The organism is Algoriphagus formosus, assembly GCF_002807035.1.
Lineage (GTDB): Bacteria > Bacteroidota > Bacteroidia > Cytophagales > Cyclobacteriaceae > Algoriphagus > Algoriphagus formosus.
This window is the reverse complement of sequence record NZ_NIUC01000003.1, coordinates 1-25,147: the sequence shown is the minus strand read 5'-3', so window position 1 is coordinate 25,147 and position 25,147 is coordinate 1. Positions and strand designations below refer to the sequence as shown.

Sequence of the window (25,147 nt, the reverse complement as noted above, 5' to 3'; positions counted from 1 at the left end):
ATTATTTTGATTTGAGATAGACAATCGGGACAATCATTTCTTCCAGAGAAATCCCTCCATGCTGAAAGGTGTCCTTGTAAAAATTGACATAATAATTGTAATTATTGGGATAGGCAAAGAAATAATCCTCCACAGCGAATACATAAGCACTCGAAACATTCAATTTGGGAAGTTTGGCTTCTTCAGGTTTCGAAACCTCAAAAACTTTCCCGGGCTCATAATTTAGGTTTTTACCCTGCTTGTATCTGAGGTTCGTCGTGACGTTTTTATCTCCGATGATTCGATAGGGCTTGTTGACCCGCTTGGTCCCGTGGTCAGTGGTGATAATTACATCTGCTCCCGCTTGCTGAATTTTCTTTAGCATCTCAAAAAGTGTCGAGTGCTCAAACCAGCTTTTGGTAAGTGATCGATAGGCGGATTCATCGGGGGCAAGTTCACGAATCATCTTCATATCCGTCCGTGCATGAGAAACCATATCGACAAAATTATAAACCAAGACATTTAGCTCATTTTGTAACATAGTATGAAACTGATCGACTGCACTTCTACCATGAGCAGCCTGCAGGATTTTGGTGTAGGAAAATCTTATTTTTTGCCGATTTTTTTCCAGATTGATCCGAATCCACTCTTCTTCAAAGTTGTTTTTGCCTTCATCTGTATCTTCATTTTCCCAATATTGAGGGTAAAATCTAGCCATATCCAAAGGCATCATCCCACTGAAAAGAGCATTTCTGGCAAAAGCAGTGGTCGTTGGTAGGATACTGTAATAGGTCTCCTTCTCGGCAATCGAGAAATAAGGAGTAAGCAGGGATTCCATATCTTCCCACTGATCCAGTCTGAGATTATCAATGACTATAAAAAAGAGCGGTTTGCCACTTTGAATTCTTGGGAAGACCTTTTTTCTCATCACATTCGGAGAAATCAGAGGCTTTTCCTGATTTTTTTCTTCCATCCAGGACAGGTAGGATTCCTTGACAAAACGAGCAAAATTGGCATCTGCTTCTGACTTTTGAGTCTCTAGGACCTCTTTCATGCTTTTATTCTCCGTCTCGTCGATTTGGAGCTCCCAATAGGTCAGCTTGGTATAAATATTAGCCCAATCTTCATGATCAACCGCATCTCCAACTGCCATGGAAATATTCATAAAATCCTGCTGATAATTCATCGTAGTCTTCTGATCGATCAGCTGACGATTTTGAAGGATTTTTTTTACTGAAAGCCAAATTTGACTTGGATTAAGGGGTTTGATCAGGTAATCAGCGATCTTCCCTCCTATCGCATCATTCATGATGTGCTCTTCTTCGCTCTTGGTGATCATCACCACGGGAATCTGAGGTTTGATCTGCTTGATCTGCTGCAGTGTCTCCAATCCGGTCATTCCCGGCATCATCTCATCTAAAAAAACTACATCAAACATCCCTTTTTCGATTTCTTCAATAGCATCTACACCCGAATTGACCGTGGTGATCTGATAACCTTTCTGTTCTAGAAAAAGAATATGGGGTTTGAGCAGGTCGATTTCATCATCTGCCCAGAGGATGGAGGCATTTTGGTTCATAGTGTTGTCCGATTCTTTTAAAATTATAATTACTTTTGGGTAAACAAAACAGGCCTCCTTGAAAAGCCAGAAAATACTCAATGATCCCGTTTATGGTTTTATTACAATTCCAAGTGAATTGATTTTTGAGATCATTGACCACCCATACTTTCAGAGATTACGCCGGATCAAGCAATTGGGTTTGACTGATTTTGTCTATCCCGGTGCTTTACATACGCGATTCCACCATGCACTTGGTGCCATGCATCTCATGCATGTGACCCTAGACCATCTCAGAACCAAAGGTATTGAAATATCCGACGAGGAATTTGAAGCCACTTTGATTGCGATTTTGCTGCATGATATCGGTCATGGACCGTTTTCGCATGCTTTGGAATACAGCCTTCTCCGATCAATACCTCATGAAAAGCTTTCGATTTTGATAATCGAAATGCTCAATCGAGAACTAGGAGGAAGACTTGATCTCACTTTGAAAATTTTCAAAAATCAATATGAGCGGAAGTTCTTCCATCAACTCGTTTCCAGCCAGTTGGATATTGATCGCTTGGACTATTTGCAGCGGGATTGTTTTTTTACTGGCGTATCCGAAGGGACTATCGGCGCTGATCGGATCATCAAAATGATGGATGTCAAAAATGACAAGATAGTCATCGAAGAAAAAGGAATTTATTCCATCGAAAACTTTCTAAGTGCCCGTCGACTGATGTACTGGCAGGTCTATCTGCACAAGACGACAGTCTGCGCTGAAAAAATGCTTATCAACCTGATTCAGCGAGCAAAGGATCTGAAGGCTGAGGACAAAATCTTTGGGATCACAGATGAATTTGACTATTTGCTTGGGCACAAAATCACTGAATCAGACTTCCAGACTAATCCGGAATTGCTACGGATCTTCCTAGAGCTTGATGATTTGGACATTTGGGGAGCCATCAAACTATGGAAAAACTCCCCTGACTATGTTTTGGCGAATATTTCCAGGATGTTTTTGACCAGAAATCTTTTCAAGATCCAACTTTCCAATATTCCCTTCGAAAAAGAAGAAATCGGAATTCTCGAAGAAAAAACCATTAAAAAGCTTAAAATCCCCAAAGAACATCTACCCTATTTTTTCTCGGCTGGCACCTTGAGTAATTATGGATATCTAGCCAAGGATAGGATTTCGATCCTCACAAAAAAGGGGAAAGTGGTTGATGTAGCCGACGCTGCTGACTTGCCAAATATTCAAATCATGAGCAAAATAGTTGAGAAGCATTACGTTTGTAAGGCTAAAACCCTAATTTTAAAACCTTAAAATACTTACGCTTTATGGAATTTACGCTTGGGCAGCTAGCCGAACTTCTCCAAGGCACCGTCGAGGGAGATCCTCAAATAAAAGTCAATAGACTGGATAAAATTCAGGAAGGTAAGGCAGGAGGGGTAAGCTTTTTAGCCAATGAAAAATATGAGGCTTTTTTATACGAAACTGAGGCTTCTGCTGTCATTGTCTCTCAAAATTTCACTCCCAAAAAACCCTATAAAACGAATCTCATCCGAGTAAAAGACGCTTACTCAAGTTTTACCCAAATCCTCGAAACCTACGCTCAGTTTACCAAAAACTCCCAATCTGGTGTGGAAGAGCCGAGCTATATGGATCCAAGCAGTCAAATCGGAGACGGTCACTACAGAGGGGCTTTTTCCTACATCGGTAAAAAGTGTCAAATCGGAAATGGGGTAAAAATTCATCCTCACGCATATATCGGTAACCAAGTCACAATTGGAGATAATTGCATCATACATCCTGGTGCCAAAATTTGCGATGGTTCGGTATTAGGCAATCATTGCGAGATTCATCCGGGTGCTGTAGTTGGTTCGGAAGGTTTTGGTTTTGCTCCTCAGGAAGATGGAAGCTACAAAGCCATCCCTCAAATCGGCAATGTAATTTTAGAAGATCATGTAAGCATAGGAGCCAATACGACCGTAGACTGCGCCACTATGGGCTCTACCATCATCCAAAAAGGAGCTAAAATCGACAACTTAGTCCAAATTGCTCATAATGTAATCATCGGCGAAAATACGGTCGTCGCCGCACAGGCTGGTATTTCCGGCTCTTCAGAAATTGGAAAAAACTCAGTCCTCGCAGGAAAGGCAGGTATTGTGGGGCACATTAAAATTGCCGAAAAGACCACCATCGGCGCCAATACAGGCGTAAGTAAGTCAATCAAAAAGCCCGGACAGACAGTCTTTGGATACATGGGAATGGACATGAAGCAGTTTCTCAAGTCCTATTCTCTCTTCAAAAATCTTGAAGAGCTGGAGAAGAGACTCAAAGAACTCGAAAAAAAGGCTTAATTTTGCGCCCCAAAGCTATCTAACTGCTTAACCAACACGATGAAAGTAAAACAACATACCATAAAGAAGCAAGTAGAACTGTCAGGAGTCGGACTTCACACAGGAGTCATCTCTAACATGACCTTTTTACCTGCTCCTCCCAATCACGGAATCAAGTTTCAAAGAATAGATCTCGAAGGTCGACCTACAGTGGATGCTGACTGTGACCTGGTGGTGGATGTTTCCCGAGGCACCACTTTGGAGCAAAATGGAGCTAGGGTTTACACGGTGGAGCATGTGCTGGCAGCGCTTGTAGGATTGGAAGTTGACAATGTATTGATCCAATTGGACGGTCCCGAACCTCCGATTATGGATGGCTCTTCCATCCAATTCATCGAAGTATTGGAGGATGCAGGATTTGAGGAGCAAAATGCGTTGAGAAGATTCTTCGAGGTACAAGAAAGCATTCAGTATAAAGACGCTTCCCGCGAAGTGGAAATGGTAGCCTTACCGACAGATAATTACCGAGTGACTGTCATGGTGGACTACAATTCACCTGTTTTAGGAAGTCAACATGCCTCCATCACGGATATCAGTCAATTCAAATCTGAAATCGCTTCATGCAGGACTTTTTGTTTTTTGCATGAGCTGGAAATGCTCTACAATTCTAACCTTATTAAAGGTGGAGATTTGAATAACGCCATCGTGGTGGTAGATCGAGTCGTAGAGAAAGATGAGTTGCAGCATCTGGCGAAGATGTTTAACAAGCAACATGTGGAAGTCAAAAAAGAGGGGATTCTAAACAATGTGGACCTTCGATACAAAAATGAACCTGCCAGACACAAGCTTCTGGATGTAGTTGGTGACCTTGCCTTGGTAGGAAGACCACTGAAAGCCCAAATTTTAGCTGCTAGACCTGGGCATGCTGCCAATGTGGCTTTTGCAAAAAAGATCAAAAGGGCCATGGAAAAGGCATCCTCTTCCCATATCCCTTACTATGACCCCAAGCTTCCGCCGGTGATGGATATCAATCAAATCAGCAATATCCTTCCGCACAGATATCCATTTCAGCTACTAGACAAAGTAATCTATCTGGATGACACAGTGGTAGCCGGTGTAAAGAACGTGACTATGAATGAGCCATTCTTTCTAGGCCATTTTCCAGGAAACCCCGTGATGCCGGGAGTATTGCAGGTAGAAGCTATGGCTCAGACTGGCGGGATTCTGGTTCTAAGCACCGTAGACGATCCGGAAAATTACTGGACTTATTTCTTGGGAATAGAAAGCTGCAAATTCCGAAAGATGGTTCTTCCGGGAGATACACTTATATTCAAATGTGAATTGCTTGCACCTATTCGAAGAGGAATCGCTAAAATGAGAGGAGAAGCCTATGTCGGAAACACACTCGTCTGCGAGGCAGTAATGACAGCAAGTATAACTCGTAAAGAATCATGATCAGTCCAATGGCCCACATAGATCCCAAGGCAACTATTGGGAAGAATGTACAAATCGACCCTTTCACGATGGTTCATGAGAATGTCGAGATAGGTGAAGGTACTTGGATTGGTCCAAACGTCACAATTTTTCCAGGTGCGAGAATCGGCAAAAACTGCAAAATTTTTCCTGGAGCTGTTATCGCGGGCATTCCTCAAGACCTCAAGTTTCAAGGTGAAGAGTCCACGGTTGTCATCGGAGACAATACCACCATCAGAGAATGTGTCACTATAAGCAGAGGAACTGTAGATAAGCAAACCACAGTCATTGGAAGCAATTGTCTACTAATGGCTTATGTCCATGTGGCTCATGACTGTGTGATTGGAAGTCATGTAATCATCGCCAACTCTGTGCAAATTGCTGGTCATGTGTCCATCGACGATTGGGCTATTGTGGGTGGTTCTAGCGCTATCCATCAATTTGTCAAAATCGGCATGCATTCCATGATCTCTGGCGGATCTTTGGTACGAAAAGACGTGCCCCCTTTTACCAAAGCAGCGAGAGAACCTCTCTCCTATGCCGGTGTCAATTCTTTAGGCTTGAGAAGAAGAGGCTTTTCATCTGAGTCGATTGCTCATATTCAGGAGGTTTATCGGTTCCTTTTCCTCAATAGCATGAATAATTCAAGAGCTCTGGAGGAAATTGAAATTAACCTACCTGCAACCAAAGAACGGGATGAAATTCTGAATTTCATCAGGTCCTCCGAGCGAGGAGTCATGAAGGGTTACATCCATTAAGCATGCTTGAAATAGGTGTAGAGAAAGCATCAAAGCGCTTCCAATACGAATGGATATTCAAAGAACTATCCCTACTTCTGAAGCCAAAAGATCAGTTGGCTATTACCGGAAGTAACGGTTCTGGAAAGTCTACCCTTCTTAAATGCCTTACTGGATCTATCCCACTAACTTCAGGTAAAATCAACTTCAATTTCGAAGGCAAAAATATAGATGAAGGGGATTGGTTTCGACACCTTAGTATAGCAGCCCCCTATTTGGAGCTACCTGAAGAGTTCACCCTTGAAGAGCTAATTCAATTTCACTTCCGCTTCAAACAGCCTATCGATGGCATGACTCCCGAGGATATCATCAAGCTTGCTTATTTGGAAGAGCATAGCCAAAAAATGGTTTCTCAATTCAGCTCTGGGATGAAACAACGCCTGAAGTTGATCCTGGCTATGATATCGGATGTAGGTATTGTCTTTTTAGACGAACCAACCTCCAATTTAGATATCAGAGGAATCGACTGGTATCGGGAAATGATTAAGAAATTTCAGGGTGATAAAATCCTTGTAATCTGCTCAAACGAGCCTCGCGAATTTGATTTTTGCGAACAAAAACTAGTCTTAGAGAATTATAAATGAGACCTAGCTTTGAACTTAGACAGATATGGCTAATTTTAAAGTTCTAATTTAAATCAGTATGAACAGAAATCTTTCCTCTCTTTTCGCTTTGATGCTTCTGGTGATTTTTTCATCAGCTTGTGGTGGTGATGACCCTACACCGCAACCCCCTCAGAAAACCCCTGAAGAATTGGCTATCGAAGCTCTTACAGGTACTGGTACTCAATCCTGGAGTATAGCAGGTGGCGGATCTGTGACTCGAAGTGGAAACACTGTTACGGATCTCTATCAGAATTTTGAACTAATTCTCAACTCAGGCTCTTCGAGGACCTATACTTCTCGAAATAACAATGATCTTTTTGACAATTCTGGGAATTGGAGCTTTGCCGGTACCAATTTTGACAAATTCACTTTGACAGGAAGCAAGCCCGCTGCAGGACGGGAGATCTCCTTTACTCAGACGGGCAATAACCTTCGACTAGAGTTTAATATTCCCGCCCCAGGCGCTAGAGTTTTTGGTGTTCAGGCAGTGGCAGGGAGCTATGTTTTCAATCTCGTAAAAGATTAAAATCATCAATAAATCAATCATTTAGAGGGCCAAGGCCCTCTTTTTTTTGGTCAAAATCTGATAAAACTCAAATAAACTGATTTTTATCAGGTTTGCTCATGGGTTTAGTCAGACCCTGACTGGGAGGGGCGCATTAGTTTTGAATAATCTCAAGAAACTATGGAGCTCAAAGAATCCTACGCCACCAAATTTCATATTCCTGAAACTATTCTTCATGAATATAATTGCCCTGTTCTGACAACTGACTTTTGGCCGGGCAAGGAAGAAGAATTACTCTGCAATCCTAAGGATGGCGAACCTTCCCTAATTACCGTCAATCTTAATAAGGTATTGGACTGGCTTCATCAGGAAGAATTACCTGTCCCTTTGGAAAAAGAGGTCTGCGAAATTCCTGTTTTGCTATTTGTACCGGACTTTTCTACCCAGCACTTACTCTTCCATTACGATGGCACCCCACACTCTTTTCGCCTTATCAAAAATTACATCAAACTATTTCAAAACAAAATAAGGAATAGCAAAGCGACGATCATCTCTCCTTCATTTATTCCCAAATCGAAAATAAAAGAGGAACAAGAACTAATTCAAATGGTATCAAAATCTACCCGAGAAACAAGTTTTATCAAGTTCAATTTTTTACGAATTGGGGACTTTTGGTCATATGCCGTTAAGCATGACTGCACCCTATTAGTCACCACCAAGAACTACCAGGCAGATCTTGCTAAAGTGCTATTTCACTTTTACAGAGGAAAAATGTGGAGCAACAAACTTTCTTTTTATTTATCGCTCTAAATCAATAAAAAATATGACGAAAGTCATAAAAATTAGCTATTTATTATTAAATTTTTGTGAAAAATAAAATCATGCTTAACCCAGCAACTACCGAAAAAACACATTGCTACCACTGTGGTGAGCAATGTGAAAATGATTCGTTGAAGATCGACGAAAAGGTATTTTGTTGCCAAGGTTGTAAGCTTGTGTATGAGGTTTTGTCAGAGAATGACCTTTGTACCTACTATGATTTAGAATCTTTCCCGGGAGAAAGTCAGAAGGAAAAGAAAGGTAAAGCCAATCGGTTTGACTATCTAAACGATGAAGAAACAGCCCAAAAACTTCTAGACTTTCAAAACGAAAGTGAATGCCATGTGACATTCCATATCCCTTTGATCCATTGTGCTTCTTGCATTTGGCTACTCGAGAATCTATACCAAATCCATCCCGGAATCATCAGTAGCCGAGTGGATTTCATCAAGAAAAAGGTACAGATCAAGTTTTTGAAGGAAAAGATTAATCTTCAAGAAGTGGTAAGCCTACTCTCTACCATTGGCTACGAACCCAAAATAGCCCTATCTCACCTTGATAAGAAAGAGAAAACCGGAAAAGCAGATAGACGCACTGTAAAAAGACTCGCTGTAGCGGGTTTTTGCTTTGGGAATATGATGCTTTTTAGTATTCCTGAGTACTTCTCAGAAGTAGAGCTGATAGCAGAAAACTTCCGAAGCCTTTTCAATTATCTAAATGTGCTTTTGGCTATTCCCGTAGTCACTTATTCTGCAAGTGATTATTACCTCTCCGCCTGGAACTCCATCAAGCAGCGACGGATTAACATGGATATTCCCATTGTTTTGGGCATTGCTTCCTTGTTTTTATACAGTCTTTGGGAAATTTTCGCCTTTGGCAATGCGGGGTACATGGATAGCCTAGGAGGACTTTTATTCTTTTTGCTTCTTGGAAAAATCTACCAACAAAAAACCTTCACTGCACTTGAGTTTGACCGAGATTACAAGTCCTATTTCCCCATTGCTGTTACCAAATTAGTCCAAAATCGAGAAGAAGTCATTCCATTGACAAAGCTGGAGGTTGGTGATGTAATCTTGGTCCGCGATGAAGAGTTAATTCCAGCAGATTCTCTTCTATTGAGTGAAAGCGCTCAAGTCGATTACAGCTTTGTCACCGGTGAAGAAGTGCCAGTTCCGAAGCGTAAAGGAGAATTGATCTATGCAGGAGGTCGGCAAAAAGGCGAACCAGTTCTACTGACAGTTCAAAAATCACCTTCTCAGGGCTATCTAACCGATCTATGGAACAATGAAAGCTTCGAAAAATCGAAAGACAAACTACTGGAACCGCTTTCCAATCAGGTTTCTGGAGTTTTCACCTGGACCGTCATTAGCATTGCCTTGATTGCCTTGTTAGCATGGATTCCTATGGATGTTTCCATGGGTGTAAAAGCCTTTGTTTCGGTACTGATAGTTGCTTGCCCCTGCGCACTTGCAATGTCCACTCCTTTTACTTTGGGAAACACGCTTCGGATATTTGGCAGAGGAAAATTCTACCTCAAAAACGCCAGTGTGGTAGAGCGCCTAGCCTTGGTGGACACGCTTATTTTTGATAAAACTGGCACCTTGACAGACCCGGCAAAAGCCAGCGTTTCTTATCATGGAGAAAAACTCTCTGAAGAATCAAAGTCTATTCTAAAATCTCTGGTGGCACGATCTACTCATCCACTGAGCAATCGAACCAATGTTTGGCTTGGCGATGTAGCCTCGGCGACTTTAGATCATGTATCCGAAATCAAAGGACAAGGTATTCAGGGAGAGTATCTGGGACAGACTGTCAAAGTGGGTTCAAAGACATTTTGTGGTGTCAAAAACGGGCTTTCGGTAGAATCAGGCAATCTGGTTTACTTCAGCGTCTCGGATGTAATCCTTGGATATTTCCATATTCAATCCGGCTTACGAGCTAAAGCAAAGGACGTTGTATCCCATTTAGAAAACGAGTATGAGCTTCACCTGCTTTCCGGTGATCACAGTCATGAAATGAAATCGCTTCAAAACCTTCTGGGGAGTGACATCCATTATAATTTTCAGCAGGGTCCAAATGACAAATTACAATACATCAAAAAGTTGAATCAGGATCGCCATCAAACGCTGATGGTCGGTGATGGATTGAATGATGCAGGAGCCTTGCAGGAAAGTGAAGTTGGAATAGCGATATCTGACCGGGTCAGCCATTTTTCTCCAGCAAGTGATGCCATTTTAGATGCTGATTCTTTTGAAAAAATCCCGGAGTTTTTGGCTTTTGCCAAGCAAAGCAGAAATGTCATCAAGGCAAGTTTCGCCCTGAGTTTTCTATACAATATTGTCGGTATCAGCCTCGCAGTTCAAGGTATTTTGAGCCCTGTGATCTGTGCTGTATTGATGCCTCTATCAAGTATTTCAGTAGTTCTTTTCACCACGCTTTCTACCAATTTCTTAGCCTGGCGCAAAGGACTCTTAACGCAATCAAAGCCCTAAAGCATGGAAGTAATATTTATTCTAATCGGGGTGAGTTTGATTCTGGCGGTGACCTTTCTATTTCTTTTTTTCAAAGCAATGAAAGGCGGACAGTTTGATGATGACTACACTCCATCGGTGAGGATTCTCTTTGACAATCATAAAAAAACAACGAAAAATCAACCTTTAAAACAAAAGTCCAATGAATGACGCTACACTGGAAAGGTTCCATTACGACAATAAAATTGTCAAGTACTTTGGAGCCGCGACGATTATCTGGGGTATAGTGGGGATGCTCGTGGGGGTCATAGCAGCCACGCAGCTTTTCTGGCCTGAAGCAAACTTAGGCAACCCTTACACGACCTTTGGAAGGATTCGACCACTGCACACCAATGCGGTGATCTTTGCCTTTGTAGGTAACGCAATCTTTGCAGGGGTTTATTACTCCATGCCAAGACTCTTGAAGACCCCTATGTGGAACAAGGGCCTCAGCTGGTTTCACTTTTGGGGCTGGCAATTAATCATTTTGGCAGCAGCCATTACGCTTCCACTAGGATTAACCACCTCAAAGGAGTATGCCGAACTAGAATGGCCAATCGACATTGCCATTGCATTAGTTTGGGTAGCCTTTGGTGCCAACATGATCGGTACGCTGATCAAGCGTCGTGAGCGTCACATGTATGTGGCCATTTGGTTTTACCTAGCCTCCTTTGTGACAGTAGCAGTACTTCACATCTTCAACTCTCTTGCACTTCCAGTCAACTTCCTGAAGAGTTACTCTGCTTATGCAGGTGTTCAGGATGCCTTGGTTCAGTGGTGGTATGGACACAATGCAGTAGCATTCTTCTTGACTACCCCATTCCTTGGCTTGATGTATTACTTTCTTCCAAAAGCTGCGAATAGACCAGTTTATTCCTACAAGCTTTCCATTATCCACTTTTGGTCCTTGATCTTTATCTACATGTGGGCAGGACCTCACCACTTGCTCTACACTGCTCTTCCTGAGTGGGCTCAGGTATTAGGTACAGTCTTCTCTGTGATGCTGATTGCTCCTTCTTGGGGTGGTATGGTGAATGGTCTTCTGACACTTAGAGGTGCTTGGGATAAAGTGCGGAATGAACCAGTATTGAAGTTTATGGTAGTGGCAGTGACAGCCTATGGTATGTCCACCTTTGAGGGTCCGATGCTATCATTGAAAAATGTCAACGCTATCGCCCACTACACTGACTGGATCGTAGCACACGTACACATTGGCGGATTGGGTTGGAATGGATTCTTAACCTTCGGAATGCTGTATTGGATGTGGCCAAGACTATTCAAAACCACCATTTACTCACAAAAACTTGCCAATACTCACTTCTGGATTGGCACACTCGGAATCATCTTCTATGCACTTCCGATGTATGTAGCGGCTCTTACCCAGTTCTTGATGCTTCGTGAGTTTAATGAAATGGGTCGATTGGCTTATGGCAACTTCCTACAGACTGTTGTAGAGCTTGTACCAATGTATATGCTAAGAGCATTTGGTGGACTTCTTTACTTGACTGGAGCCATCATCATGGTATACAATATGTTCATGACAGCTAAGAAAGGAAGCTTCCAAGCTTATGAGGAAGATCAGGCACCAGCTTTGGCTAAAAACTACAATCCTGCGGGAGAATTTTGGCACAGAGCATGGGAGCGCAAGCCAGTATTCTTTACTGTTTTGGCTACCATCGCTATCGCAATTGGTGGAGCGATCGAAATCATCCCTACCATTCTCGTAAAGTCAAATGTGCCGACCATCGCTTCAGTGAAACCATATACTCCACTAGAGTTGGAGGGTAGAGATCTTTACATCGCCAATGGTTGTGTAGGCTGTCACTCACAGATGATCCGACCATTCCGATTTGAGACAGAGCGATATGGAGAATACTCCAAAGCTGGCGAATTCGTCTATGACAGACCTTTCTTGTGGGGATCAAAGCGAACTGGTCCAGACTTGCATCGGGTAGGTGGCAAATACCCTGATTCTTGGCACTACTTCCACATGGAAGATCCAAGAACAATGTCTCCGGGATCATTGATGCCTCCTTATCCTTGGATGAAGGAGAATATCATGGACTATTCGGAGCTACCTGCCAAAATCAGAACGCTTCAAAAACTTGGGGTACCGTATCCTGAAGGATATGACCAACAAGCCATGGCGGATTTGGAAAGCCAAGCTGATCAGATTGTGACCAATCTGAAAGATGCCGGTGTGGAAGTACTTCCAAACACAGAAATCGTAGCACTGATCGCTTACCTACAGCGGCTTGGGACAGATATCAATGCTACCGCATCCAATTAAACCGAAGAAACCATGTATAAAGAAGTTTTAAGATCAATCGAAAATATTGAAATCTATCCAGTGATTTCATTGCTCATCTTTGTCACATTTTTCTTGGGGGTTTTCTTTTGGGTAAAGTCTATCCCAAAAGATGTGGTGGACCACCTGAAATCTCTACCTATGGAAAATGACGACGATATAACCCCATCCCAGCCATGAAAAAGTTTCTCATATTTCTATTCACAATCGGGTGGCTACCCACTCAACTTGCTTTTGGACAAACAGAAAGCTCCAATTGGTACTCAGACCTTCAAGCAATGGATCCCGGACAATTGACCTTACTGATTATCCTCGGTATAGTCCTTCTGGTAATCATTCTTTTATTAGTTCTGATGGTCTATTTGATGACCTTTATGGTTGCTGTTTTCCGAAATGAAAATCCAGAATTGGCTAATGAACCAAGCTGGTGGGAGAAGTTCAAAGAACGCTTTGTCACTGGTAAAATGGATACTGTAGGAGGCAAAGAAGAAAAAGCAAAAATGATGGCAGATCACTCCTATGACGGCATCACAGAGCTAGACAACTTCATGCCGCCTTGGCTTCAGTGGGTTTTCATATTGACTATCATCTACGGCGTCGGATATTTCACTTATTATTCAGTCTTAGGCTTAGGGCTTACAGGCGTAGAAGAGTATCAGGAAGAGCTTAGAATAGAGGCCATAGCTGCGGAAGCAAGAATGGCAAACCTTGCAGCATCCATAGACGAGACGAATGTGACTGTTGATGATTCTGAGTCTGGATTAGCTGTAGGAAAGTCAATCTTCGAAGCCAACTGTGCTGCTTGTCATGCTGCAGACGGTGGGGGTGGCGTAGGTCCAAACCTGACAGATCAATACTGGATCCATGGAGGATCTATCAACGATGTTTTCTCTGTAGTGAAATATGGCGTAGTCAGCAAAGGGATGGTGCCCTGGGAGGATCAGCTTTCTCCACAAGAAATGCAACAAGTCTCCAGTTACATCCTAAGTCTAGTTGGTACTACTCCAGCTAGTCCCAAAGACCCACAAGGGGAACTTTATACACCTACGCAAGAAGAAGTGGTGACTGATAGCACAAGCGTGGTTGCTGCACTTTAATACCTTTAGACTGTCAGAGCAATTCTCTGACAGTCTTTAATTATTCTCTCATTATGGCAAAGAAAAATCCACATCTCGACCCGAATACTTTCCGGGACTCCCTGTCAACTGTCCAAGATGATGGTAAAAGAAACTGGGTTTACCCCAAAAAAGTAAAGGGTTTCTTTTACAAATACCGCACCTACCTTTCGTGGATTCTTTTGGCTATTTTATTTGCCGGTCCATTCATTCAGGTAGATGGCAGGCCATGGCTCCTTTTCAATATTTTTGAGCGGAAATTCATCATTTTTGGAGCGGTTTTCTGGCCACAAGACACCCATTTGCTGATATTCCTTCTCTTGATATTCTTTGTATTTATCATCCTGTTTACTGTGATATTTGGGAGAATATGGTGTGGTTGGGCTTGTCCTCAGACACTTTTCATGGAAATGGTTTTCCGCAAGATCGAATACATGATCGAAGGAGATGCCAATCAACAGCGTGCGTTGGATGCCATGCCTTGGAATGGTGAAAAGATTATCAAAAAGGGATCAAAGCTTCTAATATTTGGTTTAATCTCCCTTTTGATTGGACATTTGGTGATGGCATATTTGATCGGAATCGATCAGGTCAGAGAGATTGTCACCCAGCCACCAACCGCTAACTTGGCCGGCTTTATTGGTTTGGTTGCATTTTCAGGGATTTTCATGTTCGTCTTCACGTGGTTTAGAGAGCAAGCATGTACAGTGGTCTGCCCTTATGGTAGACTACAAGGAGTGCTTTTGGACAACAACTCTATCAACGTAATGTATGATTATGTGCGGGGAGAGCCTAGAGGACCGATTCGAAAAAATAAAGTCGAAGAAACCCCTCTTGGAGATTGTGTAGACTGTAATCTTTGTGTGCAGGTATGTCCGACAGGCATTGATATCCGAAATGGAGTACAAATGGAGTGTGTCAATTGTACAGCTTGCATTGATGCTTGTGATGAGGTAATGGTCAAAGTGGACCGTCCTAAAGGCCTTATTCGATATGCATCAGAGAATAGTATTCAACAAGGCTTTCAGAAACTAATCACCAACCGAGTGAAAGCTTATTCTGTTGTGTTGGTTATTTTGGTGGCTGGATTTATATCATTGATTGCTACTCGTGATGAGCTTCAGGCTACAGTGACAAGGTTCCCTGGAATGACCTATCAAATGCGGGATAATGGTACGGTTTCAAATCTCTATCAAATCACCCTCATCAATAAAACCTTCGAACCTCAAACGGTGGATCTTTCTTCCTTGGTAGAAGGAATGGATGTAGAAATCGTCGGCGGACAAAATTGGGTACTTGAGCCTCAATCCAAAGTGGAAGGACGGTTTTTCATCGTTACTGATCAAAAGAGCGTAAACCGCCCACAGCAGGAAATTCAACTTTCACTGGTGCATGCGGATAAAGAAATTGATAAAATAGAAACGAGCTTTATGGCTCCTATATCAAAAGAATAAAACTATGGACTGGGGAAAAGGAATTTTACTTTCAATCATTGCTTTCGTAGGCATCATCATGACCATGGTGATTATCTCGGTAAGGATGGATGGGATTGAGCTGGTAAGGGACAATTACTACGAAGCAGAGATCAAATATCAAGAACAGATAGACAGGGAGTCCTCAACGCTCCTTCTTGATCGGGAAGTTTTAGCTTTTGATTCCCAATCTAAAGCAGTCATTTTGGATCTTCCAAAGGGTGCAAAAGGAAATCTCAACCTCTATCGACCTTCGGATGTAAGCCTTGATCAAAGCGTGCCTGTAGAAATCATCGAGTCAGGAAAAAAACAAATATCCATCGCCAGTCTAAAACCTGGATATTGGAGAGTTCAACTCACTTGGACCGAAAACGGAACAGAATTCTATCAAGAGAAGAAAATTACACTCTGATGATTTGGACTGCATTTCTTTTGGGTTTTTTAGGTTCATTCCACTGCGTGGGAATGTGTGGACCTATTGCCCTCGCCGTTGGAAATGCCAGTAATTCCGGATTCATTTGGAATAAAATACTCTACAATCTTGGCAGAAGCTTTACCTATGCCCTTTTAGGGCTTCTCATTGGATTTGTAGGCTTTTCTATGTCTTTGGCTGGAATCCAACAGGGTTTCTCAATTGCCATGGGGGTAGTTTTAGTCTTACTGTCACTCAATTACAAAAAATCAGAGCAGCTGCTTCAAGTATCCATTTTTTCAGGTTTGGTAAAATGGGTTAGACAGAAGCTATCCTACTTCCTAAAGCGAGGAGGAAAACCTGCCTTTTTTGCCACAGGCTTAGCCAATGGGCTTCTCCCATGTGGTATGGTCTACATGGCACTCATCGCAGCACTTGGCATGCAAAGCCCCTATTTGGGAGCTGTTTACATGTTTTTCTTTGGAATAGGTACGATCCCACTCTTACTGTTTTTAATGTTCTCAAGCCAGATAATCACAGTGAAAACCCGGATGAATTTTCAAAAAGCGATCCCCTATTTGGGAGTCATCTTGGGAATCATTTTTATTTTCAGAGGCCTAGGATTAGGGATTCCCGGCCTGAGTCCAGAAATGGTCACCTTCGACTATGGAACGGAAAAAATGGAGATTACCGTTTGCCATTAAATAGCCTTACTAAAAATCAACTCTTTATTTTGTGATTGCAGCCTAAGGTCAAATACTTTGCAGATTTGACGGATCACTCCTACCCCATCATCTGTAACTTTCAGTTTTTTAGGCGAAATCTCGATTAAACCTTCGTCCTGCATCTCTGCGAGTTGCTCCCATTGTTTTTTTCCCAAGAAAAAATCAAGCTCTTCGTTGATTACTACCTCATGCTTACAAATCAGATCCAAAATCAAATTTCTGATTACCAGATCCTGATCACTCATTGCATGACTTCTGACAATTGGCCAATTGTCATTTTCCATCGCCTCCTGATAGGCAGTAATCCCCTTTTCATTTTGCATAAAAGCTAAATGAATATCGCTGATACTACTGGCTCCAAGACCGATCAACATCTTTGATGGAGAAGTAGTGAATCCCATAAAATTCCGATGAAGCTTCCCTAAATCCTTGGCCTTAGCCAAAGGATCATCTTGTCGGGAAAAATGATCCATACCGATCTCTACGTATCCAAGTTCCAAAAGAATCTCCTTCCCCCGATCATACAAGTTTCTTTTCTCTAATTCACTCGGGAGGTACTGCTCATAGCTCTTCTGAGCTGGAAATGAACTAGGCACATGGGCGTAGCTGTAAAAGGCAATTCGATCAGGCATCAATTCAGCTACTCGCTCAAAAGTCTTTTCAAGTGTAGCAATGGTCTGATGAGGTAGCCCATATATCAAATCAAAGTTGATTGAGGTATACCCTAGGTTTCTGGCGTTTTGGGTAGCCTTTTCCACTGCCTCAAAAGGCTGAATCCGGTGAATAGATTGCTGAACCTGCTCATCAAAATCCTGGATGCCATAACTCACCCGATCAAATCCCAATTCAGCTAAAGCCGCCAAATGCTCAAATGTGGTATTGTTTGGGTGTCCTTCGAAACTAAACTCTGGATTCTCGGCGATGTCACAAGAATGGATAATAACCGAAAGCAACCTTTTGAGTGATTCTGGGCTGAAAAAGGTCGGAGTGCCTCCTCCCAAATGAATGCCATTAAGTTTCGGCTTTTCCCCAAAAAGTCTTAAATAGTTTTTCCATTCAATGAGAAGTACCTCAATGTAGGGTGATTCTACCGAATGGTTTTTTGTTATTCGCTTGTTGCAGCCACAATAAGTACAAAGACTTTCACAAAAAGGTAAGTGAATGTAGAGCGTGATTCCTTCTTTGCTACCAAATAAGCCGAAAGCTCTTTTTACCAATGCCTCCCAATCTTCACCATTGAGGTTATTTTCCCAAAGTGGAACCGTCGGGTAGCTAGTGTATCGAGGTGCAGGCGTATTATATTTTTGAATGAGTTGAGGGCTGAGCATGCTATTCTAATTTCCCCAAAGTTGAGAAAGTCTATCCTTAGAAAACTTGATAAGTTTTTGTCTGAAAGCTGATAAAAATCAGGGATTGAGCCGCATACATGATTCCGGGCCCTTGATTTTATTTACCAAAGGATTTAATTTAGGAAAACTTAGTCCCTCATCTATGAAAACCATTAAACGTATAGGATTCCTAAGTGCTCTAATCCTCCCTATTTTATTGGTAGCAGGTCATTACATTGGTGGAATAGGCATCTGGATGATTCACATTTTTGTGTTTGTAGCAGTGCCTCTTATGGACTATGCGATCAGCACGGATCAAAGCAATGTCCCCAAGGAAGCCATTTCACAGATTGCGAAGCAGCGATTTTATAAATTAGTTACTTTTTCATGGGTTTATGTACAGATGGCCGTTCTAGTTTGGGGATTTTATGTGGTAGCGACTGAGACGCTGGTTCTGACTGAATGGATTGCTCTGTGTACAGGTATGGCTTTAGTGACGGGTGGAATAGGCATTACAGTAGCTCATGAACTAGGTCATAAAAAAGAAAAAGCCGACCAGTTTTATGCTAAGGTACTACTCATGACGGTTTGTTATATGCATTTCATTATTGAGCATAATCGAGGTCACCATGTAAAAGTAGCTACCCCGGAAGACCCGGCTACGAGTCGTTTTGGAGAAAATTTTTATGCCTTTTGGGCGAGATCCGTTTGGAATGGCTATCAAAGTGCCTGGGCTTTAGAGAAAAGCAGGCTGGATAGAAAATCAATTCCCTTTTGGTCACTTAAAAATGAAATGATTCAGTTTACACTCGCCCCTTTAATTTTTGTAAGTCTATTCTTTATTGGGTTTTCTTTTGCACTAGATCGATGGGTCTGGGAGGTGCCGCTTTTCTTTTTCACCCAAAGTTTCTTAGCCTTTAGCCTTTTAGAGGCAGTGAATTATTTGGAGCATTATGGGATGGAGCGCAAGCAACTTTCCAATGGGCTATATGAACGGGTGACTCCATTGCATTCCTGGAATGCCAGCCATCGTGTGAGTAACTTCCTCCTATTTCAGCTACAACGACACTCTGATCATCATGCTTTTGCTCACAAACCTTATCAAGTGCTAAATCACTATGATGAAAGCCCCCAATTGCCTGCAGGCTATTCGGCCATGATAATCGTGGCATTTTTCCCACCGCTGTGGTTTGCGATTATGAATCCAAGACTACAGAACTGGAAGCAAAAGACCTTTGAAACCTCAGTCCAATAGGAAATTGTTCAAGAAACTGCTCTTCAGAAGTAGCCAAACCAAGAAGAAAAGAATCGCCCAAAACAGGTAGGCCCGATAATAGTCGGTCGTTTCCCGATACCGGTTTTCCATGATCTCACTTTTCTCGAGCTGATCGATTCGATCAAAAATCTGCTGAAGTGCAGTACCATCCGAGGCTCTGAAGAACTCTCCTTTGGTTAACTGTGCGATCTCTCTGAGTGTGGTCTCATCCAAGTAGCTTTCTACCATCTGAGGACGCCCAAAAAAATCTGTTCCATAAGGTACCATTCCATCTTTACCCACTGCAATCGTATAAATTTTAATCCCAATAGCAGAAGCCAATTCTGCTGCAAAAAGCGGATCTACATTTCCTGCATTGCTTTCACCATCACTGAGTAAAATCATTACTTTCGAGGCTGATTCCGCATCTTTAAGCCTGTTGGTCCCGGCAGCAATTGCTGAACCAATCGCCGTTCCTTTAGCTTCCATCAGGTCAAAAGCAATTTCAGAAATAAGTTCGTCCAGTAACTTATAATCATTGGTTAGAGGAGCTAGGGAAAAGGCCTCTCCTGCAAAAACTACGATCCCTATTCGATCACCCATTCGACCATTGATGAAGTCAGAGGCAGTGCCCTTGGCGGATTCAAGTCGATTTGGAGTAAAATCCTGCAAATCCATCGACTCCGAAATATCCATGACCAACATGATGTCGATCCCTTCAGTATATTGCTCGACACGTTCATTGGTGCGCTGAGGCCGAGCCAAGGCAATAATGATCATGACAAGGCTAAGGAAGAAAAATAGGGATGGCACAAGCCTGAGATAGGTCCAAGGATTATTCTTCGCGACTCTTCTCGGAAGAGATAATTCTAAAACCGGATTTTTCAGAAACTTGACTGCCTTTCGCAAAAGCATCAAGACCAGATTTACCCAAATCAAATTGAGTAAAAAAGGTTTTTCCCATTCGTAGCTCTGGAATGTTTCCGGTAAAAACCAAGAGAAGCTAAAAAAATCAGACAACTGCTCGATCATGCTTGATATTCTTTAGTTTTTCTTGATAGTTTTCTTTGGCTTTAGTCAATAAGTAATCTGAAGATTCCTTGACTTCAGACTTAGTTCCTGCGTAGATAATCATTTCTATGCTTCGGAGTGAACTGAAAATCCGGATATCGGCCAGCTTTTCACCAACCTCACTGGAAGTCCACTCTCTCACAGGCAACTTGGTGATCGTTTCCATGTATCCTTTCCAAAGACCCAAAAGTTCATCTGCTGCATCAATAGTTTGATCATTTATGAGCGTTTCAACTGCTGAATGCCAACGCTTTTCGAATATTTTCCACCTTCTTTTTTCATTTCTTTCAGTGAGATATTTCTTGATTCTTTTCCCAAAAAGAAAATAACCACCCACAAGAGCAATTAAAAGCAAAACGAAAATCAGACCAATTAATATCCAATTCCAGTTCTTGGGAATTGGCTGGTAAACATTGTTTTCCTGGAAAGCTAACTGCTCAGGAATGGAATCCAGTTGCCAATTGACTGCAAGGGCAGCCTCCAGCGGGTAGTGAGTCACACTATCATACCTGCTCAATTCAAAGACTGGCAAGGTCAAATACACCGTAGAATCAAGCGCAAAATTGGAGACAAAATAAACTGTACTGTCCGTCGTAACCGAATCAATGGTGCTACTGACGTAGGTCTTTTTCTCGAGCAAGACAAATGGCTCGTAATTGTAAGTGGAGTCCGGAAAGATCAATTGCTTATCACGTGGATAGGTCGCCTTGAGCACATAACCTATTCGCTCACCTAGTTTGGCAGAATCAGCCATAAAATACCCCTCAACATTGACCCCTTGCGCGAAAATGAAGCATGGAAGAAAAACTAATACTATGAATATCAACTTTTTAGCCACGTTTCATAGATTTATTTCGGTACTTGAAAAGCTCCATTAGAGGCAAGACAATGTCTTCAGTGGTGTCGATAGCGAGGTAATTAATCTGATTTTTCTTACAAAGCTCTTTCAGTGATTCTCTTTCGGTCGTAAATGTCTCGGATATTTTTTTGCTAAACCCACCAAAGGCGGTATTCACCCAGGTGGTTCTGCCTTTTTCTTTATCAAAAACAGGAATAATACCTAAAGCCGGAAGTGCTGATTCCCTTGGGTCAGTGAGTTGAATTGCAACCAAATCATGCCTTTCGGCCATCGCCCTAAATGACCTTTGATAGCCATCGTCAATAAAATCCGAAATCACGATAATGACACTACGCTTTTTGATCAAATTCAAGGAATAGGTAAACATCCCATCAAGATCAGTTTTGAGAGATTGATTTTCGTGGTCAAAAATCCCTCTGATCACCTTTACTCCTTGCTTACTTCCTTTTCCCGGCGGAATCACCTTTTCTTTTTGATCCGAATAACTGATCAATCCCACCTGACTACCTTCAAATAATGCAGCCAAAGTAAGCACACCAGCTATGATTTTCCCTTGATCTATTTTCTTGGAGCCCTCACTTCCTATATCCTGACTGCCGGAAATATCCAAAAGGAAATAAACAGACTGATCTTTGTCCTCTCTGAATGTCTTTACAAAGGTTCCGTGGCCTTTGGCAGAAACTTTCCACTCGATCGTTCTTACGTCATCTCCGTATTGATAGGGACGCAGGTCATCAAATTCCAGCCCAGCCCCCTTGAAAAGTGACTGATAATCCCCTTGCAGGTGGTTATTAGCCACCTTTCGGATCATAATTTCATATTTTCGAAGCTTGCTAAAGAGCTGCTGATTCATAAGACTTGCTTTGACCGCCTAAGATAAATGACCCTAGGCAATAATAAAATTTACCTTACAGGAAGGGTATGGGTTTATTCAGTTAAAAAAAATTAATTTTGAATGATGAAAGTAATCCGACTGGGACTATTCCTTTTAGCGATTCTGTTTGCTTGCGAATCCGAAGAAAAACCAAAACATATTTTACCAGAAAATAAAATGGTAGAGGTATTGGTCGATATCCATCTCCAAGAAGGGATAGCCAGTGCACTGCCGATTTCATACGATTCTTCCCAAGTATTGTACACCCTGCTAGAAAAAGAGATTTTTCTAAAACATGGAGTCACAGATTCTGTTTTTACCGAAAGTATGCGATACTATTTGCAGTATCCACAAAAAATGGATGAACTCTACACACAAGTGATCGACTCATTGGTCGTCAAAGAATCCAAACCGGATAGCCAAGAAGAATTCTAATGCTCTACCCTTCCAATCTCGAACAAAAAATAAACTTTCAAAAAATCAAAAACCTAATCAAGGAAGAGTGCAACTCTTCTTTGGGAAGGGATTATGTTGAAAAAATATCCTTTTCATCTGACTTTTCTTTAGTCCAGAAATTATTGGATCAAACAGATGAATTCAAGAAAATTCTCGAATCCGGAGAGAGCTTTCCAAGTTCAAGCATATCAGATATCAATCCATTTCTTGAGAAAGCAAAACTTGAGGGGACATTTTTAGATGAAGAGGAATTCCATGAGCTAAAACTTTCCCTCCAAACTGTCAAAGGGTGTTTGAACTTCTTTGCCAAACATGGGGATTTTTACCCAAGCTTATCCCAACTTTTAGGCTTGGTGATCGATTTGGACATGAATCTTCTCAAGGAAATAGAGAAGATTATCGATGAAAAAGGTCAAATCAGGAGTAATGCAAGCAAAGAACTCCAACTGATCAGGTCCCAAATAATCTATGAAGAATCCCGCCTTAGAAAGGTAATGGATCGGATTTTCAAGGAAGTTCGGGCTAAGGGTTTTACAGTAGATGATATCGGCATCACGATCCGGTCAGGCAGAATGGTGATCCCAATTGCAGCCGAAAACAAACGGAAAATTAGAGGCTTTATCCATGATGAATCGTCCACCGGACAGACCGTTTTCATGGAGCCTGAGGAAGCACTGGACATCAATAACGAGATCCGGGACCTTGAATACATGGAGAGAAGGGAAATTATTCGGATTTTGACCGAACTAACTGATCGAATCAGACCCTTTATTCCAGGTCTAAAAAAAGCAACAAACTTCCTCGGTTTAATGGATTTCATCAGAGCCAAAGCAAAGTTTGCCCAAAAAACAGAAAGCCATAAACCACTATTAGAGAAGCAAAGGGTTTTGATCTGGTCAAAAGCTAGACATCCCCTTTTGGAGTTGGCATTAAAAAGCCAACAGAAAAAAATCATACCTCTTGATATCAGATTGGAGGGAAATGAGCGGATATTAGTGATTTCAGGGCCGAATGCAGGAGGAAAATCTGTCTCCTTGAAAACAGTGGCTTTGCTTCAATACATGCTTCAATGTGGTCTTTTGATACCGGTACATCCTGATTCGAAGAGTACACTTTTTCAGAATTTTTTCATCGATATCGGTGATGAGCAAAACTTGGAGAATGATCTCTCAACCTATAGCTCACATTTGATGAGCATGCGCCATTTTACAGAATTCGCCAATAAAAAGACAATCTTGTTTATTGATGAATTTGGGACAGGTACAGAGCCACAATTTGGAGGAGCTATTGCCGAAGGGGTATTATTAGACCTGAATAAGAAGGGGGTTTTTGGAGTAATTACAACCCACTATGGCAATTTGAAGCAAGTGGCAGAGAAAAACCCAGGAATGATTAATGGAGCTATGCGCTATGATGTGGATAAGTTGACACCTATGTACCAACTTCAGATAGGAAAGCCTGGTTCTTCATTTGCACTTGAAATAGCTTCAAAAATTGGGATTCACAAGGAAATCCTTTCTTATGCGAAATCTAAAATTGGAGAAGAAAGGGTGAATTATGATCGGCTTTTGACAAAACTGGAAAACGAAAAGAATCAATATCAGGCACTACTTAGTGAAGTCACCAAAAAAGATAAGCTTCTCAAGACAAGGCTTCAAGAGTATAATCAGCTAAAAGAGACACTGGAACAAAGTAAAAAAAGCATTCTTCAAGATGCTAAATCTCAAGCAAAGCAACTCTTAGATCAAGCCAACCAAAAAATAGAAACCACCATTCGCGAAATCAAAGAGCAACAGGCCGAAAAAGAAAAGACAAAAGAAGTACGAAAGGGCCTGGAAGAGTTCAAAAAGACTATTCAACCTGAGAAAAAACCAATCACCCCAGTATATAAAAAGGTTTCCGGAGAAATAGCAATTGGGGATGCAGTTCGGGTTAAGGATAACGGTGCAATCGCAGAGGTTTTGAACCTAAGAAATAAAGAGGCTGATATATCGATAGGAGAGTTAAAATCCACTGTGAAACTTTCCAGATTAGAGAAAATATCAAAAACTGAGTTGAAAAAAGAAAGTAAAACTCGGAAAGGAGGCACTTATTTACCCAATCAAAAAATGATGGATTTTTCTACCAATTTGGATTTGAGGGGTAAAAGAGGAGAAGAAGTGCTCCCATTGATACAAAATTTCATAGACGAGGGTCATATGCTCGGGATCAAGGAGCTTAGAATTGTACATGGAAAGGGAGACGGTATCCTTAGAGATATTACTCGCAATCTCCTTAGAACAATGCCACCAGTCCAGAAAATGAAGGATGAACATGCAGATCGAGGAGGAGCTGGAGTTACATTGGTATCACTTAAATAACAACGCTAACCCATATACTTTTTTTATCTCTATGAAGTAAGACATTGAAGGAAAAAGTTTACTTCGCAATGCTTTCTAGTCATTGCAGACTTTCAGAGAAAAGATTCAATATCTTAAAACTCATCCTATCTCTAAACTATTACTTCTTGTATCTTTTTTTCCCTCATTCAAAAAGTCCTAAAACCAAAAAACCCCAATCGGTAGATTGAGGTTTTGAATAATGAGGCGGCGACCTACTCTCCCGGGTGTAACCCCAGTACCATCGGCGCTGCAGGGCTTAACTGCTCTGTTCGGGATGGGAAGAGGTGGAACCCCTGCGCCAGGCCGCCTAAACTGGA

Annotated in this window: 23 protein-coding genes and 1 rRNA gene; 18 read left to right on the top strand and 6 right to left on the bottom strand. The window is 41.8% G+C overall.

From position 1 onward, the window contains the following. Nucleotide 1: 1 nt before the first annotated feature. Nucleotides 2–1,558, bottom strand: a complete 1,557-nt coding sequence (gene porX, locus CDH51_RS15550) for a T9SS response regulator signal transducer PorX (RefSeq protein WP_100629489.1) — start codon at nt 1,556–1,558, stop codon at nt 2–4. Between the two features lie 58 nt (nt 1,559–1,616). Between porX and CDH51_RS15545 the strand changes: the two genes are divergently transcribed. The 15 genes from CDH51_RS15545 to CDH51_RS15475 all read left to right on the top strand — a co-directional run bounded on the left by CDH51_RS15545 (nt 1,617) and on the right by CDH51_RS15475 (nt 16,585). Next, nucleotides 1,617–2,849, top strand: coding sequence for an HD domain-containing protein (locus tag CDH51_RS15545; protein ID WP_100629488.1), 1,233 nt, complete (start codon nt 1,617–1,619; stop codon nt 2,847–2,849). 14 nt (nt 2,850–2,863) lie between these two features. Continuing rightward, nucleotides 2,864–3,886 (top strand): UDP-3-O-(3-hydroxymyristoyl)glucosamine N-acyltransferase, encoded by a 1,023-nt coding sequence (gene lpxD / locus CDH51_RS15540; protein ID WP_100629487.1) that lies wholly within the window; start codon nt 2,864–2,866, stop codon nt 3,884–3,886. Between the two features lie 39 nt (nt 3,887–3,925). Beyond that, entirely contained in the window at nt 3,926–5,320 is a 1,395-nt protein-coding gene (locus CDH51_RS15535; RefSeq protein ID WP_024283278.1) for a bifunctional UDP-3-O-[3-hydroxymyristoyl] N-acetylglucosamine deacetylase/3-hydroxyacyl-ACP dehydratase, read from the top strand. Then, nucleotides 5,317–6,096, top strand: coding sequence for an acyl-ACP--UDP-N-acetylglucosamine O-acyltransferase (gene lpxA, locus CDH51_RS15530; protein ID WP_100629486.1), 780 nt, complete (start codon nt 5,317–5,319; stop codon nt 6,094–6,096). The genes CDH51_RS15535 and lpxA overlap by 4 nt, the downstream gene beginning before the upstream one ends. A gap of 2 nt (nt 6,097–6,098) precedes the next feature. Then, a complete protein-coding gene (locus tag CDH51_RS15525) occupies nt 6,099–6,719 on the top strand; it encodes an ABC transporter ATP-binding protein (protein WP_100629485.1) in 621 nt (206 codons plus the stop codon). Between the two features lie 58 nt (nt 6,720–6,777). After that, nucleotides 6,778–7,266, top strand: coding sequence for a hypothetical protein (locus CDH51_RS15520; protein WP_026944653.1), 489 nt, complete (start codon nt 6,778–6,780; stop codon nt 7,264–7,266). 159 nt (nt 7,267–7,425) lie between these two features. Then, nucleotides 7,426–8,055 (top strand): hypothetical protein, encoded by a 630-nt coding sequence (locus CDH51_RS15515; RefSeq protein WP_100629484.1) that lies wholly within the window; start codon nt 7,426–7,428, stop codon nt 8,053–8,055. Nucleotides 8,056–8,126: 71 nt separating this feature from the next. Further along, nucleotides 8,127–10,556 (top strand): heavy metal translocating P-type ATPase, encoded by a 2,430-nt coding sequence (locus CDH51_RS15510; RefSeq protein ID WP_100629483.1) that lies wholly within the window; start codon nt 8,127–8,129, stop codon nt 10,554–10,556. Nucleotides 10,557–10,559: 3 nt separating this feature from the next. Beyond that, complete coding sequence (gene ccoS / locus CDH51_RS15505) at nt 10,560–10,745, top strand: cbb3-type cytochrome oxidase assembly protein CcoS (protein ID WP_026944650.1); 186 nt, start codon at nt 10,560–10,562, stop codon at nt 10,743–10,745. Next, nucleotides 10,738–12,864, top strand: a complete 2,127-nt coding sequence (gene ccoN, locus CDH51_RS15500; RefSeq protein WP_100629482.1) for a cytochrome-c oxidase, cbb3-type subunit I — start codon at nt 10,738–10,740, stop codon at nt 12,862–12,864. The genes ccoS and ccoN overlap by 8 nt, the downstream gene beginning before the upstream one ends. 12 nt (nt 12,865–12,876) lie before the next feature. Beyond that, on the top strand, nt 12,877–13,062 hold the full coding sequence (locus CDH51_RS15495) for a hypothetical protein (protein WP_026944648.1): 186 nt from the start codon (nt 12,877–12,879) through the stop codon (nt 13,060–13,062). After that, nucleotides 13,059–13,979: a cbb3-type cytochrome c oxidase N-terminal domain-containing protein gene (locus CDH51_RS15490; RefSeq protein ID WP_100629481.1), complete on the top strand. Its 921-nt coding sequence runs from the start codon at nt 13,059–13,061 to the stop codon at nt 13,977–13,979. Before CDH51_RS15495 ends, CDH51_RS15490 begins: the two co-directional genes overlap by 4 nt. 53 nt (nt 13,980–14,032) lie before the next feature. Next, nucleotides 14,033–15,451 (top strand): cytochrome c oxidase accessory protein CcoG, encoded by a 1,419-nt coding sequence (gene ccoG / locus CDH51_RS15485; RefSeq protein WP_100629480.1) that lies wholly within the window; start codon nt 14,033–14,035, stop codon nt 15,449–15,451. 4 nt (nt 15,452–15,455) lie between these two features. Then, nucleotides 15,456–15,881, top strand: coding sequence for a FixH family protein (locus tag CDH51_RS15480; protein ID WP_100629479.1), 426 nt, complete (start codon nt 15,456–15,458; stop codon nt 15,879–15,881). Next, the gene (locus CDH51_RS15475; protein ID WP_100629478.1) at nt 15,881–16,585 is read left to right on the top strand and encodes a sulfite exporter TauE/SafE family protein; all 705 of its coding nucleotides are present in this window, start codon (nt 15,881–15,883) and stop codon (nt 16,583–16,585) included. The genes CDH51_RS15480 and CDH51_RS15475 overlap by 1 nt, the downstream gene beginning before the upstream one ends. Here CDH51_RS15475 and hemN read toward each other — a convergent pair. Beyond that, nucleotides 16,582–17,934 carry an oxygen-independent coproporphyrinogen III oxidase gene (hemN, locus tag CDH51_RS15470; RefSeq protein WP_100629477.1) on the bottom strand — a complete coding sequence of 451 codons (1,353 nt, stop codon included), beginning with the start codon at nt 17,932–17,934 and terminating at the stop codon, nt 16,582–16,584. The two genes, CDH51_RS15475 and hemN, sit on opposite strands and share 4 nt — an antisense overlap. 163 nt (nt 17,935–18,097) lie before the next feature. Between hemN and CDH51_RS15465 the strand changes: the two genes are divergently transcribed. Further along, on the top strand, nt 18,098–19,189 hold the full coding sequence (locus CDH51_RS15465) for an alkane 1-monooxygenase (protein WP_100629851.1): 1,092 nt from the start codon (nt 18,098–18,100) through the stop codon (nt 19,187–19,189). On the opposite strand, the gene CDH51_RS15460 is transcribed toward CDH51_RS15465, so the two are convergent. The 3 genes from CDH51_RS15460 to CDH51_RS15450 are packed head-to-tail and all read right to left on the bottom strand — an operon-like array spanning nt 19,178 to nt 21,972. Then, on the bottom strand, nt 19,178–20,221 hold the full coding sequence (locus CDH51_RS15460; protein ID WP_100629476.1) for a vWA domain-containing protein: 1,044 nt from the start codon (nt 20,219–20,221) through the stop codon (nt 19,178–19,180). The genes CDH51_RS15465 and CDH51_RS15460 overlap by 12 nt on opposite strands. Further along, nucleotides 20,202–21,098, bottom strand: coding sequence for a hypothetical protein (locus CDH51_RS15455; protein ID WP_198514324.1), 897 nt, complete (start codon nt 21,096–21,098; stop codon nt 20,202–20,204). Before CDH51_RS15455 ends, CDH51_RS15460 begins: the two co-directional genes overlap by 20 nt. Then, nucleotides 21,091–21,972, bottom strand: coding sequence for a DUF58 domain-containing protein (locus tag CDH51_RS15450; RefSeq protein WP_024283294.1), 882 nt, complete (start codon nt 21,970–21,972; stop codon nt 21,091–21,093). Before CDH51_RS15450 ends, CDH51_RS15455 begins: the two co-directional genes overlap by 8 nt. Nucleotides 21,973–22,074: 102 nt before the next feature. Between CDH51_RS15450 and CDH51_RS15445 the strand changes: the two genes are divergently transcribed. Next, nucleotides 22,075–22,428 (top strand): DUF4296 domain-containing protein, encoded by a 354-nt coding sequence (locus tag CDH51_RS15445; protein WP_026944639.1) that lies wholly within the window; start codon nt 22,075–22,077, stop codon nt 22,426–22,428. Next, on the top strand, nt 22,428–24,809 hold the full coding sequence (locus CDH51_RS15440) for an endonuclease MutS2 (RefSeq protein ID WP_100629474.1): 2,382 nt from the start codon (nt 22,428–22,430) through the stop codon (nt 24,807–24,809). The genes CDH51_RS15445 and CDH51_RS15440 overlap by 1 nt, the downstream gene beginning before the upstream one ends. 220 nt (nt 24,810–25,029) lie before the next feature. On the opposite strand, the gene rrf is transcribed toward CDH51_RS15440, so the two are convergent. Then, nucleotides 25,030–25,141: ribosomal RNA gene (gene rrf / locus CDH51_RS15435) — 5S ribosomal RNA — on the bottom strand. Nucleotides 25,142–25,147: the final 6 nt, after the last annotated feature.

Excerpts from the sequence above, each read along its gene's own strand:
- porX (WP_100629489.1), bottom strand. The coding sequence starts at position 1,558 with ATGAACCAAAATGCCTCCATCCTCTGGGCAGATGATGAAATCGACCTG.
- lpxD (WP_100629487.1), top strand. The coding sequence starts at position 2,864 with ATGGAATTTACGCTTGGGCAGCTAGCCGAACTTCTCCAAGGCACCGTC.
- CDH51_RS15535 (WP_024283278.1), top strand. The coding sequence starts at position 3,926 with ATGAAAGTAAAACAACATACCATAAAGAAGCAAGTAGAACTGTCAGGA.
- lpxA (WP_100629486.1), top strand. The coding sequence starts at position 5,317 with ATGATCAGTCCAATGGCCCACATAGATCCCAAGGCAACTATTGGGAAG.
- CDH51_RS15525 (WP_100629485.1), top strand. The coding sequence starts at position 6,099 with ATGCTTGAAATAGGTGTAGAGAAAGCATCAAAGCGCTTCCAATACGAA.
- CDH51_RS15520 (WP_026944653.1), top strand. The coding sequence starts at position 6,778 with ATGAACAGAAATCTTTCCTCTCTTTTCGCTTTGATGCTTCTGGTGATT.
- CDH51_RS15515 (WP_100629484.1), top strand. The coding sequence starts at position 7,426 with ATGGAGCTCAAAGAATCCTACGCCACCAAATTTCATATTCCTGAAACT.
- CDH51_RS15510 (WP_100629483.1), top strand. The coding sequence starts at position 8,127 with ATGCTTAACCCAGCAACTACCGAAAAAACACATTGCTACCACTGTGGT.
- ccoS (WP_026944650.1), top strand. The coding sequence starts at position 10,560 with ATGGAAGTAATATTTATTCTAATCGGGGTGAGTTTGATTCTGGCGGTG.
- ccoN (WP_100629482.1), top strand. The coding sequence starts at position 10,738 with ATGAATGACGCTACACTGGAAAGGTTCCATTACGACAATAAAATTGTC.
- CDH51_RS15495 (WP_026944648.1), top strand. The coding sequence starts at position 12,877 with ATGTATAAAGAAGTTTTAAGATCAATCGAAAATATTGAAATCTATCCA.
- CDH51_RS15490 (WP_100629481.1), top strand. The coding sequence starts at position 13,059 with ATGAAAAAGTTTCTCATATTTCTATTCACAATCGGGTGGCTACCCACT.
- ccoG (WP_100629480.1), top strand. The coding sequence starts at position 14,033 with ATGGCAAAGAAAAATCCACATCTCGACCCGAATACTTTCCGGGACTCC.
- CDH51_RS15480 (WP_100629479.1), top strand. The coding sequence starts at position 15,456 with ATGGACTGGGGAAAAGGAATTTTACTTTCAATCATTGCTTTCGTAGGC.
- CDH51_RS15475 (WP_100629478.1), top strand. The coding sequence starts at position 15,881 with ATGATTTGGACTGCATTTCTTTTGGGTTTTTTAGGTTCATTCCACTGC.
- hemN (WP_100629477.1), bottom strand. The coding sequence starts at position 17,934 with ATGCTCAGCCCTCAACTCATTCAAAAATATAATACGCCTGCACCTCGA.
- CDH51_RS15465 (WP_100629851.1), top strand. The coding sequence starts at position 18,098 with ATGAAAACCATTAAACGTATAGGATTCCTAAGTGCTCTAATCCTCCCT.
- CDH51_RS15460 (WP_100629476.1), bottom strand. The coding sequence starts at position 20,221 with ATGATCGAGCAGTTGTCTGATTTTTTTAGCTTCTCTTGGTTTTTACCG.
- CDH51_RS15450 (WP_024283294.1), bottom strand. The coding sequence starts at position 21,972 with ATGAATCAGCAGCTCTTTAGCAAGCTTCGAAAATATGAAATTATGATC.
- CDH51_RS15445 (WP_026944639.1), top strand. The coding sequence starts at position 22,075 with ATGATGAAAGTAATCCGACTGGGACTATTCCTTTTAGCGATTCTGTTT.
- CDH51_RS15440 (WP_100629474.1), top strand. The coding sequence starts at position 22,428 with ATGCTCTACCCTTCCAATCTCGAACAAAAAATAAACTTTCAAAAAATC.